Annotated in this window: 15 protein-coding genes; 9 read left to right on the forward strand and 6 right to left on the reverse strand. The window is 66.4% G+C overall.

Translation table 11 applies throughout. The features are described from left to right. Window positions 1–4: 4 nt before the first annotated feature. The 3 genes from QHC78_RS12455 to QHC78_RS12465 are packed head-to-tail and all read right to left on the reverse strand — an operon-like array spanning window position 5 to window position 2732. Window positions 5–988 (reverse strand): ABC transporter substrate-binding protein, encoded by a 984-nt coding sequence (locus tag QHC78_RS12455; protein ID WP_319744968.1) that lies wholly within the window; start codon window positions 986–988, stop codon window positions 5–7. Window positions 989–1037: 49 nt separating this feature from the next. Then, on the reverse strand, window positions 1038–1730 hold the full coding sequence (locus tag QHC78_RS12460; RefSeq protein ID WP_319744970.1) for a 4-carboxy-4-hydroxy-2-oxoadipate aldolase/oxaloacetate decarboxylase: 693 nt from the start codon (window positions 1728–1730) through the stop codon (window positions 1038–1040). A gap of 12 nt (window positions 1731–1742) precedes the next feature. Continuing rightward, a complete protein-coding gene (locus QHC78_RS12465) occupies window positions 1743–2732 on the reverse strand; it encodes a Bug family tripartite tricarboxylate transporter substrate binding protein (RefSeq protein ID WP_319744972.1) in 990 nt (329 codons plus the stop codon). 291 nt (window positions 2733–3023) lie between these two features. Here QHC78_RS12465 and QHC78_RS12470 point away from each other — a divergent pair, with 291 nt between their 5' ends. After that, complete coding sequence (locus QHC78_RS12470; protein WP_319744974.1) at window positions 3024–4046, forward strand: amidohydrolase family protein; 1023 nt, start codon at window positions 3024–3026, stop codon at window positions 4044–4046. Here QHC78_RS12470 and QHC78_RS12475 read toward each other — a convergent pair. The 3 genes from QHC78_RS12475 to QHC78_RS12485 all read right to left on the reverse strand — a co-directional run bounded on the left by QHC78_RS12475 (window position 4027) and on the right by QHC78_RS12485 (window position 6463). Further along, entirely contained in the window at window positions 4027–5337 is a 1311-nt protein-coding gene (locus QHC78_RS12475; protein WP_319744976.1) for a TolC family outer membrane protein, read from the reverse strand. The genes QHC78_RS12470 and QHC78_RS12475 overlap by 20 nt on opposite strands. A gap of 16 nt (window positions 5338–5353) precedes the next feature. After that, window positions 5354–6034, reverse strand: coding sequence for a protein-L-isoaspartate O-methyltransferase family protein (locus tag QHC78_RS12480; RefSeq protein WP_319744978.1), 681 nt, complete (start codon window positions 6032–6034; stop codon window positions 5354–5356). A 129-nt stretch (window positions 6035–6163) separates the two neighbouring features. Then, window positions 6164–6463, reverse strand: coding sequence for an antibiotic biosynthesis monooxygenase family protein (locus QHC78_RS12485; protein ID WP_319744980.1), 300 nt, complete (start codon window positions 6461–6463; stop codon window positions 6164–6166). Window positions 6464–6635: 172 nt separating this feature from the next. Here QHC78_RS12485 and thiD point away from each other — a divergent pair, with 172 nt between their 5' ends. The 8 genes from thiD (at window position 6636) to QHC78_RS12525 (ending at window position 14183) form a co-directional block, all read left to right on the forward strand. Then, window positions 6636–7460, forward strand: a complete 825-nt coding sequence (thiD, locus tag QHC78_RS12490; protein ID WP_319744982.1) for a bifunctional hydroxymethylpyrimidine kinase/phosphomethylpyrimidine kinase — start codon at window positions 6636–6638, stop codon at window positions 7458–7460. 3 nt (window positions 7461–7463) lie between these two features. Continuing rightward, window positions 7464–8216 (forward strand): IclR family transcriptional regulator, encoded by a 753-nt coding sequence (locus QHC78_RS12495; protein WP_319744984.1) that lies wholly within the window; start codon window positions 7464–7466, stop codon window positions 8214–8216. 150 nt (window positions 8217–8366) lie between these two features. After that, entirely contained in the window at window positions 8367–9368 is a 1002-nt protein-coding gene (locus QHC78_RS12500) for a Bug family tripartite tricarboxylate transporter substrate binding protein (RefSeq protein WP_319744986.1), read from the forward strand. A gap of 23 nt (window positions 9369–9391) precedes the next feature. Beyond that, window positions 9392–10687 carry an aromatic ring-hydroxylating oxygenase subunit alpha gene (locus QHC78_RS12505; protein WP_319744987.1) on the forward strand — a complete coding sequence of 432 codons (1296 nt, stop codon included), beginning with the start codon at window positions 9392–9394 and terminating at the stop codon, window positions 10685–10687. Next, window positions 10684–11202, forward strand: a complete 519-nt coding sequence (locus QHC78_RS12510) for an aromatic-ring-hydroxylating dioxygenase subunit beta (protein ID WP_319744989.1) — start codon at window positions 10684–10686, stop codon at window positions 11200–11202. Before QHC78_RS12505 ends, QHC78_RS12510 begins: the two co-directional genes overlap by 4 nt. 8 nt (window positions 11203–11210) lie before the next feature. Beyond that, entirely contained in the window at window positions 11211–12227 is a 1017-nt protein-coding gene (locus QHC78_RS12515; protein ID WP_319744991.1) for a PdxA family dehydrogenase, read from the forward strand. A 1-nt stretch (window position 12228) separates the two neighbouring features. Continuing rightward, window positions 12229–13161, forward strand: a complete 933-nt coding sequence (locus tag QHC78_RS12520) for a VOC family protein (protein ID WP_319744993.1) — start codon at window positions 12229–12231, stop codon at window positions 13159–13161. Beyond that, window positions 13158–14183 (forward strand): amidohydrolase family protein, encoded by a 1026-nt coding sequence (locus tag QHC78_RS12525; RefSeq protein WP_319744995.1) that lies wholly within the window; start codon window positions 13158–13160, stop codon window positions 14181–14183. Before QHC78_RS12520 ends, QHC78_RS12525 begins: the two co-directional genes overlap by 4 nt. The last annotated feature ends 10 nt before the right edge of the window (window positions 14184–14193 follow it).

A 14193-nucleotide genomic window follows, 5' to 3' on the forward strand; every position in this document is an offset into this window, starting at 1 on the left:
GGCGCTAGGCGCCGACGTCGATGAACATGTCGTCGATGGCGTACTGCTTCTTCAACAAGCCTTGCTGGAAGCAATAGGCCATCATGGCTTCGATGGACGGGCGGTTCGCCTGGATGCCGTAGGGCAGCGGATCGCCCACGATACCGCGCATGGCCCGGTAGTGGTCGTCTTTGTCGGAAACCGATTCGCCCGCCTCCAGCTGGCGCAGGTAGATGTCCTTGGACGCCGCGAAGGCTTCGTACAAGGCCCGGGCCACCCACGGGTGCCGGGCCAGGATCTCGTCCTTGACCACGATCAGGCCGTGCAGGGGATAGATGCCGGTCTTGCGGAACCATTCGGCTTCCAGCCGGGCGGCATCGGGAAACAGCTCGAGATACTCGGGCGGCTTGACGCGGCCGCCGGCCTGCCAGCCTTCGGACGGCGCGCCGGCGCGGCCGATGCCGGCATTGTCGGTGAAGGCGGCGGACAGGTAGCCGGTGGCCATCAGCTCGACCAGCGACTTGCCGTCCGGCGCATGCTGTACGTTGGACGGCAACCGGAGCGAGGACACGTGTTCTTCATCGTCCACCACCCAGGTGATGCGCGCGTTGTCGACCCCGTATTCGTTGGCCAGGATGCCGCGGGTCCAGATGCCGGTGGTGACCGAGTAGGCGCGCACGCCTACCCGCTTGCCTTCCAGGTCGCGCGGCTGTCGGATGCCGGCATCGTCGCGGTAGACCAGGCCGGCATGGTGGAAGCGCCGGAAGATGAAGACCGGCAGCGCCTTGAACGGGGCACCCGCCTCGCGCGCGATCATGTAGGTGGCGGGCGCCATCTCGCAGACGTCGAATTCCACGTCGCGCACCATGCGCCGGAAGGCGGCGATGATGGGCTTGATTTCAATGAAGTCGGGCTGCACGCCTTCGATAGGCACCTGGCCTTGCTTGAGCGCGCGGGTATGGCCGTAGGTGGCGATGGCGATCTTCAGGGGGAGGGGGGGCTGGGTCATGGTCGGGTATGAGAGGGATGACGGGTCGGGTCCTGGACTGCTTGCGGAGTCAGAGATCTTCGATACTGTCCACGTAGACGAGGCCTGCGGCTTCGAGGCCGGCCCGCATGCCGGCGACGTCCAGCGACAGCTCGCCGGCCGCATAGCGGGCGCGGGACCGGGCTTCCTTGTCGGCACGCTGCTGCGCCAGCGAGGCGACTTTCTGGATGTCGGCACGCGGCACTACCACGACGCCGTCGTCGTCGGCCACAATGGCGTCGCCCGGCTGCACCAGCGCGCCCGCGCAGACCACCGGCAGGTTCACGTTGCCCAGCGTGGCCTTGACCGTGCCGCGGGCCGAGATCGCCCGCGACCAGATCGGGAAGCGCATCTCGGTAATGGTGCGCACGTCGCGGCAGCCGGCGTCGACGACTACGCCTTGCACGCCCCGGGCCTGGAGCGATGTGGCCAGCAGGTCGCCGATCATGCCGTCCGTGTTTTCGCACATGACGGCGACCACCAGGATGTCGCCCGGCTGGCATTGTTCGATGGCGACGTGCAGCATCCAGTTGTCCCCAGGCGCCGCCAGCGCGGTGACTGCCGAGCCGGCGATGCTGGCGCCGGCGTAGATGGGCCGCATGGCGGGGGCCATCAGGCCGGCGCGGCCCATGGCTTCGTGCACCGTGGCCACGCCGGCGGCGCCGAGCGCGTCGATGGCATCGCGCGGGCCGCGTTCGATATTGCGTACTACGACGTGTCTCATGGGGAAGCTCGATCAGTTGAGGGGAATGTTGGCGCGTTCGATAACCGCCTTCCACTTGGCGATGTCGGCGATCATCAGTTCCCGCGTCTGTTCAGGAGTCAGCGCGAACGGTTCGGAATTCATCTCGCGGATCTTCTGCGCCACCTCCGGCGAATTGACCGCTTCGGTGAATGCCCGGTTGAGGCGGTCGATGATGGGACGCGGCGTGCCGGTCCTGATCGACACGCCATTCCACGAGTTGACCTGGTAGCCGTCCAGGCCGCTTTCCGCCGCCGTGGGGACGTCCGGCAAGTTGGGGTTGCGCTTATCCGAAGCGATGGCCAGCGCCCGAACCGCGCCGCCCTTGATGGAAGACAGCAGGGGCGGGACGAATTCGAAGGCCGCGTCGATGTCGCCGGAGCGCACGCCGGTCAGCAGCGCCGCGCTCATCTTGTAGGGCACGACCTGGGCTTCGATGCCTGCCACCGATTTGAAGAGTTCGGCCGACAAATGCTGCGTCGAGCCAATGTTCGTGGTTCCCAGGCTGAGCTTGCCCGGATTGGCCTTGGCGTACGCGACCAGGTCCGCCAGCGTGCGGTGCGGCGAATCGGGCCGCACCACCACCAGCAGGCTGAAACGCGACAACGTCGCCACCTGCATGAAGTCCTTCAGGATGTCGTAGGGCAGCTCTTTCATCAGCGATTGGCTGATGGCGGTGCCGTTGCCGCCCTGGACGATGGTGTAGCCGTCGGCCGGCGCCTGCAGGGCGCCCTGGAAGGACTGCACGCCTCCCGCGCTGGGGCGGTTTTCGATCACGATCTGCTGGCCCAGGATCTCGCCGACCTTCTGCGTGACGACGCGGGCGGTCAGGTCGCCGATGCCGCCGGGACCGTAGGGCAGCAGCATCCTGATGGGCCTGTCCGGATAGCCGTCGGCCGGTGCGGCCTGGGCGGTCGCGGCGGTAAGGGCCGCGGCAATGAGAACAAGGGGGTACTGCCGAATTCGCAATGCGGGGAATTTCACGGCTCGTCTCCTTTTCCCGGCGTTCATGGCGCGCCGATGTCTTGTCGGGTAAGGATGGTGGCACGCAAGGCGCGGCCCGGTCTATTGAGGAAAACTTCCGCCGGGTTGAGGAGATGGTTAAGCGGCGAGCCAGGGCGCTTGAGCGTTTGCTCAAGCCACCGGAAGTTTTACTCAATGGATGAAAGCGGGGCGCGCCAGCAGAATGCGGAGAGCCTGCGCACTGGCGTTCGTGTCGTGTTTGGCCGGCAGATGGGCCGGTGCAGCGGATCACAATGGAAGGGAGGAGCTTGCATGATCATCGATTGCCATGGGCACTACACCACCGCCCCCGAAGCGCTGAACGAATACCGCCGCCTGCAGGTGGCGGCCTGCGAGTGCGGCACCTGCCAGGTATTCCCGCGCCCGGTCATCTCCGATGACGAGATCCGCGAAAGCCTGGAGACCAAGCAGCTGAGGATCCAGCGCGAGCGCGGTACCGACCTGACGATTTTTTCGCCGCGCGCCGTGGGCATGGGCCATCACATCGGCGACGAGAAGACCAGCGCGGAATGGTCCGTGGTGTGCAACGACCTGATCCATCGTATCTGCCAGCTCTATCCCGGTAATTTCGCGGGCGTCTGCCAGCTGCCGCAGAGTCCCGGGGTCGAGCCCGCCAAATGCATTCCCGAGCTGGAGCGATGCGTGAAGGAGCTTGGCTTTGTGGGCTGCAACCTCAATCCCGATCCTACGGGCGGGTACTGGAAAGACCCGCCCCTGCACGACAAATGGTGGTATCCGCTCTACGAAAAAATGGTCGAGCTGGACGTGCCCGCCATGATCCATGTGAGCGGCTCTTGCAACCCGCATTTCCATGCGACCGGTGCGCACTACATCAACGGCGACACTACCGCCTTCATGCAGTTCCTGACCTCGCGGCTGTTCAAGGATTTCCCGACGCTCAAGTTCATCATTCCCCACGGCGGCGGCGCCGTGCCCTACCACTGGGGCCGATACCGGGGGCTGGCGCAGGATATGGGCCTGCCGCCGCTCAAGGAATTGCTGCTGGAGAATGTCTTCTTCGATACCTGCGTGTATCACCAGGCCGGCATCGACCTGCTGCTGAAGGTGATTCCGGCCGACAACATCCTGTTTGCGTCGGAAACGGTAGGAGCCGTGCGGGGCGTGGAGCCGGAGACCGGCCATTACTTCGACGATACGCGCCGCTACGTCGATGCCGCCGGCATCGGCGAGGCCGAGCGGGCGAAGATCTACGCCGGCAATGCGTATCGGGTCTACGGCAGGCTGAAGGACCGGGTCAACGCAGCAGCGCGTTGACCTGGCGCACGTCGTCCTCGGTCAGGATGCCTGCGGCCGCTTTCAGGCGCAGGCCGGACATGAGCGCGTCATAGCGGGCCTTGGCGAGGTCGCGCTCGGTCGAATAGAGCTGCTGCTGGGCGTTGAGCACGTCGATGTTGATGCGCACGCCGACTTCGTAGCCGGTCTTGTTGGCATCGAGCGCGCTGCGGCTGGATACCTGGGCGGCCTCGAGCGCGCGCACCTGGGCCAGGCCGGCGTTGACGCCCTGGAACGCGACGCGCGTGTTCTGGACGGCTGCGCGGCGGGCTGCCTCGAGGTCGCTGCGGGCCTTCTGCGACAGCGCGGCGGCCTCGTCCACCCGCGAGGTGGTGGCAAAGCCGGAAAAGATAGGCACCGACACCTGCACGCCCACCGATCGCGTGGTGTAGAAGTCGTTGACCACGTTCTGACCCACCAGGCCGCGGTTGCGTGCGATGTTGGCCGCCAGGTCGACCGTGGGGTAGTGGCCGCTGCGGGCGATTTCGATGTCGCGCTCGGCGATTTCGCTAGACAGGCCCGCCTGCGCCACCGCCAGGTTGTTGGCGGCCGCCTGTTCGGTCCAGGCATCGACATGGGCAGGCTCGGGCGCCGGCACATTGACCGCAGGCGGCAGCCGTGCGAGGTCGCCGGCGGGTCCGCCGATGATCTGCTGCAAGGCGCTGATGCGCACAGCGAGGTCGGACTGGGCCTGGATCTCTTGCGCCTCGGCCAGGTCATAGCGCGCCTGCGCTTCGTAGGTGTCGGTGATGGTGGCGGTGCCGATTTCGAAATTGCGCTTGGCCGCTTCCAGCTGCTCGGAAATCGCCGCCTTCTGGGCGCCGATGAAGGTCAGGTTGTCCTGCGCCGCCAGCACGTCGAAATAGGCCTGGGCAACCCGCAGGATCAGGTCTTGCCGCCCCTGCGCCAGCTGGACTTCGCCTATGGCGACCTGCAGCTTGGATTGTTCGTAGCTTTGCCAGTTGGCCCATCGGAACAGCGGCTGGATCAACTGCAGCGTGTAGCTTTCGCTGGTGTATTGCACCCCCGGCAAGCGGGTGGTGGACGCTTCGGCGCGGTTGCCGTTGACCGTGATCGCCGGCAGCAGCCCGGCGCGGGCCTGGGGCAGTTTTTCCAGCGTGGCGGTATAGGCGGCGCGCACCGAGGCGAAGGTGGCGTCGTTGGCCAGCGCGGCGCGGTAGGCCTGGTCCAGGTCCAGCGCCGCCGCGCCGGTCGAGAACGCACAGGCGCCCAGCAGCGCGCACAGTATCGGGACATACGGCCTTGCGCGCATGGGCACCGGGCTCCGCTTAGAACTTGAATTTGGAAACGGTGACGCCGCGCAGGGGCTTGACCAGGGTCTCGAACAGGGAGACCGACTCGAAGCTTGCCGCCGTGGTCCGCGTGATGAGCCAGGCGGTCATGACCGGCGGCTGGCCGACGATGATGGCCAGGCGGCCGCCCACGCGCAGCTGGTATTTGAGGCTGTCGGGCACCTCGGGCACCGAGCCCGTGACCAGGATGGCGTCGTATTCCGTGGAGCCCCAGCCCTTGCTGCCGTCGCCCACCTGGACGGTGGCATTGTCGATGCCGGCCCGCTTGAGGTTGGCCTGGCCGAAGGCGGCCAGCTTGGGCAGGATTTCGATCGAGGTGACCGTCTGGGCCTGGCTGGCCAGCAGGGCGGTCTGGTAGCCGGAGCCGGTGCCGATCTCGAGCACGCTGTCGGTGGGCTGGAGGGCCAGTTCCTGCAGCAGGCGCGCTTCCATCTTGGGGGCGAGCATGCATTCGCCGCTGTCGTAGTCGTCGATGTGCAGCGGAATCTCGGTATCCGCGAAAGCCAGGGTGCGCATCGAGGGCGGAACGAAGTCTTCCCGCTTCACCTTGAACAGCAGTTCCAGCACATTGGGGTCGAGGACGTCCCAAGGGCGGATCTGTTGTTCCACCATGTTGAAGCGGGCGAGTTCGACGTCTGGAAGGGAGGCAGCGTTCATGGCAGCAATTTAGGAAGAAGGCGAAACGTAACAAAACATGCAATTCTAACCCCGCCCCGGCGATCCGGGCGCCGGGGCGTGCGCTAGTCTAGCAAGACCACGAGACCGGACGATGTCGGGCCGCCGGGATCAGAACGGCTTGGCGATGGTCGTGGTGTGCCGCACCATGGGGGGCTTGGCGAAATAGTCGCCCACCAGCGTCCGCCAGGCCTTGAAGTCCTCCGAGCCGCGGAAGTGCACCGTGTGGTCCTCGAGGGTTTCCCATTGCACGACCAGCAGATAGCTGTTTGGATCTTCCAGCGTCTGGTGCAGTTCCATGCCGTGGCAGCCCTTGGCGCGCTGGAACAGCGGGGCTGCCGCCTGGACTCCGGCCTCGAATTTTTCCTGGGTGCCGGGCTGGACTTCGATGTGCGCGAGTTCATAGATCATGGCGAGCCTCTGCCCTCGAGGGCGGTTCCGTCTAAGGGGCCTGCTATGTTACCTGCCTTCGCCCGGACGGACATCCTCCAGCCGCTCGAGGCGGCCCCCGGCGGGCGACTATACTGGCGGCGTGCGCGGCCGGCATGCGGCGCGCGTGGATAGTATCTTTTCGAGGATCTGCATGTCTTCCGCTCGCCCCATTCCCAAGGCCTTGACCATCGCGGGCGTCGACCCGTCGGGCGGCGCGGGAGTGCTGGCCGACGTCAAGGCCATGAGCGCCCTCGGCGCCTATGCCTGCGGCGTCGTGGCCGCGCTGACCGCCCAGAACACCCAGGGAGTCACCGGCGTCCTGCCCATCGATCCCGCTTTCGTCGCGCAACAGATCGACACCTTGTTCGCCGACGTGCCCGCCGATGCCGTCAAGATCGGCATGCTGGGCAGCCGCCCCGTGACCGAGGCGGTGGCCGGCCGGCTGGCGCACTGGCAGCCGCCGCACGTCGTGCTCGACCCGGTCATGGTCGCCAAGAGCGGCGATACGCTGCTGGCCCGCGACGCCGTCGGCGCGCTGCGCGAAGCGCTGTTGCCGCAGGTCACCATGATCACGCCCAACCTGCCGGAAGCCGGCGTGCTGCTCGAACAGCGCCCGGCCGACACGCTGCGGGACATGCGCCGCATGGCCGAGCGCCTGCGCGAACAACTGGCCTACAGCGGCGAGCGCTGGGTCTTCCTCAAGGGCGGCCACCTGCCCGGCGACATGGCCATCGACCTCCTGCACGACGGCGACCGCATGATCGAGCTCTCGGCGCCGCGGATCGACACCCGTAATACCCATGGCACCGGTTGCACCTTGTCTGCCGCGCTGGCGGCGTTGTTGCCGCAGTCGCAGGACGTGCCCGAAGCGGCCAGGCGCGCCAAGCATTACTTGACCGAGGCCATCCGGCACGCCGACCGGCTGGGAGTGGGGGCCGGCCATGGTCCGGTGCATCATTTTCACGGGTGGTGGTAGGGCATGGAAGACAAAGGCGTAGCGACCCTGGATCGCGCCCTAGCGATCCTGGCGACTTTTTCCGAAGCGGAGCCGTTGTTGTCCCTGGCGGAGCTGTCGCGCCGCACGGGCCTGTACAAGAGCACCTTGCTGCGCTTGCTGGCGTCGCTGCAGCATTGGCATTTCGTGGTCCAGCGGCAGGACGGCCAGTATCACGTCGGTCCCGCCGCCTTGCACCTTGCGCGCCTCTACCAGCGTTCCATCCGCCCGGCGGAACTGGTGCACGAAGCGATCGTGGCGGTAGCGGCCGAGGTGGTCGAGAATGTCAATTTCTACGTGCGCCGGGGCGAGGCCCGCGTGTGCGTCGATTGTGTTCCGTCGCCCCACGCCATCCGGCACCACACGCTGGTGGGCGAGATCTTCCCGCTGCAGCGCGGGGCCGCCGGGCGCGTGCTGTGCGCTTTTTCCGATGACCTCGCTACGCCCTCGCTGGAGCCGGTGCGCAAGGCTTTTGCCTGCGTCAGCCACGGGGAATATGTAGAAAACCTTTCCGCCGTGAGCGTGCCGGTATTCGGTACCGGCAACCAGTGCGAGGGTGCCATTGCCGTGACCGGATTGAGCGCCCGCTTCACCGAGGAACGGGTCGATTTCTTCGTGCGCCAGCTGCGCCGCGCCTCGCTCAAGCTGTCCCGGGCCCTGGGCGCCGATAACGCCTTGCTGCAACAGCTCGAGTCCGTGCTGGATGCGCCCGTGCCGCCCACGCCGATTACCGCCTAGCCTTTTCCCAGCCGTTACGCCATCGAGCCCACGCGAGTCCTCGCGTGGGCTTTTTTGTTTGGTCTTGCGCTTGCGGCACCTTCCTTTTTCCCGTAATCTTTAAAACAGAACAATGTTCTGCATTAAGAGAACGATATTCCAGGAGGAGTCGTGAAGATAGTCGCAAACCGTGCCAGAAGGCAATGGCTCAAAGCCGCCACCTCGATCGCGCTCGTTGCCGGCGCACCTTTTTCCGCGTGGGCGGCCGATGCGTTCCCGTCGCGTCCGGTGCGCATGGTGGTGTCTTTTCCCCCGGGCGGAGCCACCGACACCATTGCGCGGGAACTGGCACAAAGCATGAAGGCGGTCTGGAACGAACCCGTGATTGTGGAAAACCGGCCGGGCGCCGCCGGCGTCATTGCGGCGGAAAATGTGTCGCGCGCCACGCCCGACGGCTCCACGCTGTTCCTGACCACGGACGGCGCCATCACCGGCGTTCCGTTCCTGCCTGGCGTGTCGTCCTGCAACCCGTTGACCGATCTCAAGCCGGTTTCGCTGGTTGCCGGCATTCCGCTGATCCTGGTCGCCAATCCTTCGCTGGGCGTCAAGACGCTGGACGAATTCATCGCGCTGGCCAAGCGCCGCCCGGGCGAGATCGACTATGCCTCGGGCGGGACCGGCGCCTCGCACCACTTGTCCATGGAGGCCTTGCAGCGCGCGGCGGGCATCCAGCTCAATCACATCGCCTACAAGGGCGGTGCCCCGGGGCTGCAGGACGTGGTTGCCGGGCACGTACCGGTCATGTGGGTCGCCGTCTCCACCGTGCTCTCGCAGATCCAGGCCGGCAAGGTCGTTCCGCTTGCCATAGGCAGCCTGGAGCGTTCGCGGCTGCTACCCAACGTGCCGACCATGGACGAGCTGGGCTTTCCCAAGTTCGAAGCGGGCAACTGGGTAGGCGTCATGGGCCCGCCGGGGCTGCCCGATGCGCTGGTGCGCAAGATCCAGGCAGACCTCGCCACCGTCACGCAAAGCAAGGAATACAAGGACCGGATCGGCGCGCAGGGCAACGAAGCGCGCACCAGCGGCACGGCCGAGTTCGCCGAACGCATCAAGGTCGAATACGCGCGCAACAAGGAGCTCGCCGCCGAGCTGGCGGCGGCCGCCAAAAAGTGATCGTCTCATTGGAAACCCCGTTTATGGATATGTCTGATCTGCCGGTGCCGTGCACGCCGCGGGAAATCTCCCAGCTGGTGCAGCGCGACCGGGTCCATGGAAGCATCTATACGAGCCAGGCCATCTTCGAGATGGAAATGCGCCACATCTTCCATCGCACCTGGCTGTGCGTCGGGCACGCTTCCGAAATCCCGGAGCCGGGTGCGTATCGCACCACCCGCCTGGGGACCCAGTCCGTCATCATGGCGCGCGGCTCCGATGGCGAGGTGCGCGTGCTGATGAACCGCTGCCGCCACCGCGGGGTGGCATTGACGGAAACCGAGACGGGTTGCGTGCGGCGCTTCACTTGTCCCTACCATGGATGGGTGTACGACACGACCGGCGAGCTCAAGTTGGTTCCCGACGCGGATGCGTATGGGCGCGGCTTCGACCTGTCCGCCTATGGATTGACGCCCGCGCCGCGCGTGGCCCAGTACCGGGGTTTCGTGTTTGCGAGCCTGAGCCCCGAAGGCGAGAGCCTGGATGAGCACCTGGGGCCGGCCAAGGCCTATATGGATCTGTTCCTCGACGTCTCGCCGTTGGGCGAGATCGATGCGCGCGCAGGGGTGACCAAGACCTCGTTCCGCGCCAACTGGAAGTTCGTCGGCATGGACGGCTACCACCCCAACTATGTGCACAAGACCGTGTACGACTTGCGCCGGCGCCGCAAACCGGTGGGCAGCGCCAAGGGCGAGAGCTTCAGCGACGAATCGGCGAACCTGACGCGCGACCTGGGCAAGGGCCACGTCATGCTCGACGTGTATCCCGTACGCAAGGCCAATTACGCCAGCTACCTGCAATCGATGTCGGGCCGGCCCGGGTGGGACGCCTACTACGCAGCGATGGTCCAGGCATGGGGACAGGAACGTGCCGACGAGATCCTGGTCTGGGCGGGCGATCCGCATATCGGGGTGTTTCCGAACCTGCAGTTGATCGGTTCGCAGATCCGGCTGATTCGCCCGGTTGCCGCCGATGTGACCGAAGTCCTGATGTTTCCCACGGTGCTCAAGGGCGTTCCGGATGCCATCAACGAGAGCCGGCTGCGGGCGCATGAGGCGTTCTACGGTCCGGCCAGCCAAGGTTCGCCCGACGATGCCGAGATATTCGAACGCAACCAGATCGGCTTGTCGGCGGTAGTGGACCCGTGGGTATTGCTGGCCCGGGGATTGGACCGGGAAAAGGTCGACGTGGATGGCTCGATCGTCGGCACCATCACCGACGAGACCACCCAGCGGGGGCAGCTGAAACAGTGGAAATTATTGATGGAGCAAGCAGCATGACGGGGGATGTGAGGACGTTCGAAGCGGTCGAGGCGGCGGCTGCCGCCATGACGCGGGCCGACGCCGAAGATTTTCTCTACCGCGAGGCGCGGCTGGCGGACGAGCACCGGTTCGACGAATGGCTGGCGTTGTGGGATGTGGAAAACGTGAGGTACTGGATTCCCGCCGGGGCTGACGACATCGATCCCGCGCGGAGCATTTCCATCGCCTACGACGATCGCCCGCGCCTGGAAGACCGGGTGTTCCGCCTCAAGAGCAAATCGGCCCATGCGCAGCAGCCGCGCTCGCGCCTGCGGCGCGTGATCTCCAACGTGGAAGTGGCCGGGGGCGAGGGCAGCGTGCGCGTCGATGCGAACTTCATGCTGACCGAAGTGCGCCGGGGCCACCAGGACGTGTTCGGCGGCCGTTGCCTGTACGAGTTGCGCCACCGCTCGGGGCAGTGGGTGATCGGCAGCAAGAAAGTGCTTCTCGTCAACAACGACGAGTTCATCGACAACCTGACTTTTCTGTTGTGATGACGGCCATGCCTGATCATGCCGCCGGGCCTCGTCCGGTGATTGCCGTGATGATGGGGGACCCGGCCGGGATCGGTCCGGAAGTCGTCATCAAGGCGCTTTCGAGCGGCGCGCCGCAAGCCTACGCCGATTACTTCATGGTGGGCAGTGCCGCGATGGCGGAGCGAGTCGCGCAGCTGATTGCCAGCCCGTTGAAAGTGCGGGCCATAGGCCATCCCGGCGAAGCGCGCGGCAACGCGGGAACCCTTGCCGTGCTGGACCCGGATCCGGCCGCGTTGCGCGGCTTGCCGTTCGGCCAACCCAATGCGCAAGCCGGGCGGGCCGTACGCCATTGGATGGATATATGCGAGCGCCTGGTATCCGAGGGCGCGGTGCAGGGCTGGGTCATGGCGCCCATCGATCGCACTTCCCTGAAGATGGGCACGGGGCTCGCCGAGTCGGGCGAGGCGGTGCTGGAGGACGTGCCCTTGCTGCGCATCAGCGGAAGCCTGCGCATCGTGCCTTTGTCCGAGCACATCCCCTTGCGCGAAGTGGCCGCGACGGTGACGCCCGAGCGTGTGTCCGCGATGATCGGGCTCGTGCACGACACGCTGGCGGGCTGGGGCGTCGAGGCGCCCCGTATTGCGCTGGCCGGCCTGAATCCGCACGCCCGTGGGCAGGAAGAAACAGCCGTGCTGGCGCCGGCCGTGGCGCAGGCCCGGGCGCGGGGCATCGACGCGTCGGGCCCGGTTTCGCCCGACGCCGTCTTCCGCCAATGCCTGGATGGACGGTACGACATCGTGATCTCCATGTATCACGACCAAGGCCAGATCGCGCTCAAGACCGCGGCGTTCGAGGGCGCGTGCTCGGTCCATCTGGGCTTGCCTTATGTCCACGTCACCGTTCCCCATGGCTCGGCTTTCGATATCGCCGGGCGCGGCATCGCCGACGCGCGCAGCATGTCCGCCGCCTTGCTGGCGGCGGGCCAGCTCGCCTCGGGCCGGTATGCGATGCGCCCCTCGACAACCGAGCATTCGAGGTCTTGAAATGACTGTTGCCAATATCCGTTATCGCCGCCTGGGCTATGTCGCCATCAACGTCAGCAATCTCGATGCATCCGAGGCTTTCTACCGCGACATGGTGGGCCTGGAAGTGCTGCCCGAGCGCGGTCCCGATGGCTGCCGTTTTTTGCGGTGTGGTTCGCACCACCACAGTGTCGTGCTGTTCCAGGGTGCGCAGCCCGGGCTCAAGCGGCTGGGTTTCGAAATGGAATCGCCGCAGGCGCTCGACGCGCTATGCGAAGCGCTGGACGGCGCGCAGCTAACCTGGACCGAGGTGCCCGAGGCCGAACGCGCCGCCTTCCGGCTGGGGCGCGCGGTCAGGGTGGTCGAGCCGCATACCACGGCCACCTTCGAGTTTTTCGAGTCCATGCAGGAATTGGCCGGCCGGCCGTTCCAGCCTACCGTGGCCCAGATCCAGCGCCTGGGGCACGTGGTGCTGAAGACGCCGCGCTTCGTGGAAGCGGCGCGCTTCATGCAGGACGTACTGAACTTCCGTGTGTCGGACCAGGTCGCAGGGGCGATCAGTTTCATGCGGGCCTTCCCCAATCCTTTGCACCACACGCTCGGCATCGGCAAGGGCAGCCGCCCCGGCCTGCACCACATCAACTTCATGGTGACCGAGGTCGACGACATCGGGCGGGCCATCTGGCGCTTCGACAAGGCCGGCGTGCCGGTGGTGTACGGCCCCGGCCGCCACCCGCCTTCGGGCAGCATGTTCTATTACTTCCTCGATCCCGACGGGATGACGGTGGAGTACAGCTTCGGCATGGAGGAGTTCCCGGAACAGGGCGCGCGGCCGCTGCGCGTGCTGGCGCCCGGCCCTGAATCGCTGGACTTCTGGGGCTCGCGCATCGACCCGCGCAAGTCGGCGGTGGGGGAGATCGAGAGCGCCGGTTCCGTGCCGGGGCGCGAGCAATGAGCGCCTGCGGTTGCGCGCACGGCGCGGTCGACGTGCACACGCACTTCGTGCCGTCGGACCTGCCGGCTTGCCCGGGCGAGTCGGCCCGGCGCCATTGGCCCACGATGCAGCCTGCGGCCCAGTGCGGGCACAAGCATGTGATGATCGATGGCCGTAATTTCCGTACCGTGTCGGCCCAGTGCTGGGACGCGGAGCTGCGGCTCTCGGACATGCAGAAAATGGGAGTGCGGCATCAGGTGGTGTCGCCCATGCCGGAACTGCTGTCCTACTGGATGCAGCCTGCCGATGCCCGCGCCCTGTTGAGGAGCGTGAACGAACAGATTGCCGAGTTCGTGCGGGCTAGGCCGGACGCGTTCACCGGATTGTGCGCCGTGCCGTTGCAAGATGTGGACCTGGCTGTCGAGGAACTCGACTATGCCATGGGCAAGCTCGGGCTGGCGGGCGTGGAGATCGGCACCAATATCGGCGGCGTGCCGATCGGCCATCCGTCGCTGGAACCGTTTTTTTCCGCCGCGGCAAGACTGGGGGCGGCGGTGTTCGTGCATCCCATCCGCCCGGCCGGGGCCGACCGGCTGGTCGGTCCGCCGGTTCTCGAGCAGGCGGTGGCCTTCCCGGGCGAGACCGGCCTGGCCGCCGTGTCGGCCATGACCGGCGATCTGCTGGGCCGCCATCCGGGCCTGAGGCTGGGCTTTAGCCACGGCGGCGGGACGCTGGCCGCCTTGCTGCCACGCCTGCGGCATGCCCGCAGGGCCTTTCCGGTCCTGGCGCAGGCGGTCACGCAGGATCCCTACGACTACGCGCGGCGCTTCTTCTACGACACGCTGGTCTACGACCGCTCGACGCTCGCCCGGCTGATCGAGCTGTTCGGCGCCAGCCAGCTGATGCTGGGAACCGACTACCCCTTCGCCATCATGGAGCACGAGCCGCTGGTCCGGCTGGACGAACTGGGCGCCGCGGCGGACGTTCTGCGCGCCCTGCGGCGCGACAACGCGCTGCGTTTCATTGGCCGGACCGCGTCCTGAATTCATCCCT

Source organism: Pigmentiphaga sp. (genome assembly GCF_033795525.1).
In the GTDB taxonomy this organism is placed as follows: domain Bacteria; phylum Pseudomonadota; class Gammaproteobacteria; order Burkholderiales; family Burkholderiaceae_B; genus Pigmentiphaga.